The organism is Corynebacterium sp. HMSC14H10, from assembly GCF_001807105.1.
GTDB classification, from domain to species: domain Bacteria; phylum Actinomycetota; class Actinomycetes; order Mycobacteriales; family Mycobacteriaceae; genus Corynebacterium; species Corynebacterium jeikeium_D.
In genome coordinates, this window is sequence record NZ_KV787419.1 from 1 (window position 1) to 1667 (window position 1667).

Consider the following 1667-nt stretch of genomic DNA (forward strand, 5'->3'; position numbering starts at 1 on the left):
CGGCGTTTTTCAAGGTAGTTGTCGCGTCAACCGTCTAACTATGCTGCTTTTTTCTCAACGTTTTGCTCTCGATCCGGGTTTAACAGCACGGTGCCGATCGGTTCCCAGTTGCGTGTCTCCCTCGACCACCGCTCTGGCCTTTTCTCTCTGGCTTGCTCGTACAGCTCATGTCGCCTGGCCAGGATCTGATGGTCCAGCCCTCGATGCCGCTCAGTCGGTGTCACGAAACGTATCCGGCTGTGCCGATGATCATTGTTGTACCAACGCATGAAATCCCTCACCCAGAGGCGTGCCGCGTCAAGGCTGGCAAACCCGTCCTGCGGCCATTGCGGGCAGTATTTCAGTGTCCTGAACAGCGACTCCGAGTAAGGATTGTCGTTGCTGACACGCGGTCGCCCACGCGACGGGGTGATGCCCAGTTCATACATCTTGCTTAACAACGTCACCGATTTCATCGGCGCACCGTTGTCCGAGTGCAGCACCAGCGGCTCGTGCAAACACTGCTCGCCTATCACGCTGCGTTGCAGCAGGGCGGCGGCTTTCTCGCCGCTTTCCATCTCGTAAACTTCCCAGCCAACGGCCTTGCGGCTGTAAATATCCTCGATCAAATAGAGGTAATAATACTTGCCCCTTATCGGTGACGGCAGGTACGTAATGTCCCACGACCACACCTGATTCGGCGCTTTGGCTGCATGTGTCGTCGGTGCCGCATATCGTCTGGGACGCTGACTGCGCCCTCGACGCTGTTGTTGACCTGCGGCCCGCAAGACGCGATAAAACGTGGCCTCCGACGCCAGATAACACCCTTGATCGGCCAGCCGTGGCACGATCTGGCTGGGCGGCAGGTGAGCGTACTCAGGGCTGTTGCACAGTGTGATAATAGCTTGGCGCTCAACGTCGCTCAGTGCATTGGACGGAGTCGGCCGCGTGACCGTTGTGCGGGCATCAGCCTTGAAAACGTCTGTCTGCGTCCATCGCTGCAAGGTACGCAATGACAGGTCGATTTCCTGGCAGGCCCTTGCTTTTCGGGCTCCCTCTGCAACAGCGGTATTTAGCCAGTCAATCAGTAACAGGCGCTCAGGCAAGGACGTCAGTTGTCCTCGTCGACGGTCCCCCAGTAGTCGTTGAGCTTTTTTCGCAGCACCAACAACGCCGCGGTTTCAGCGAGCGCCTTGTCTTTGCGGCGCAGTTCGCGCTCAAGTTCCTGTATGCGTTTCTTGTCTTTGCGAGATTGCTCACGGTCTTCTTTTTGCTGGGTCTTTTCCGGCTTCTGGCCCGTGATGAACGAGTGTCGCCACGCGTTGATCTGCTCGGGATAAAGGCCTTTGCGGCGACAATACTCGCTCAGGTCGATCTCGGATAAACCGGCGGCTTCGAGCACAACAGCAAACCTGGCTTCGGCTGACCATTTTTCGGTCAGGGGAGTATTTTCAGACACTTCGTTTCCTTCATAACTGAGCTGCTTGCGCCAGTTGGACAAAGACATTTCACTGACCCCTTCGCGGCGGGAAACCTCGGCCATCGACAGGTTCAGCGGGGGGAGCAGCATCTTGAGTAATGCAGCTCTGCGTTCAGGCGAATAGTACGGCACGATCAGTCTCTTTCCGCCCCCGGTCATGCTTTTTTAGGAAAAACCGGAGAGGCGACAACTATCCTGACACCGGGGG

At 56.9% G+C, this 1667-nt stretch carries 1 protein-coding gene; it reads right to left on the reverse strand.

The window, feature by feature from the left end; all coding sequences use genetic code 11:
* Window positions 1–38 precede the first annotated feature (38 nt).
* Window positions 39–1618, reverse strand: a protein-coding gene (locus tag HMPREF3135_RS11130) for an IS3-like element ISPsy31 family transposase (protein WP_085991147.1) whose coding sequence is annotated in 2 segments (ribosomal slippage) — window positions 39–1129 and window positions 1129–1618 — 1581 coding nt in all. Because the reading frame shifts where the segments join, the coding sequence is not laid out codon by codon here.
* Window positions 1619–1667: the final 49 nt, after the last annotated feature.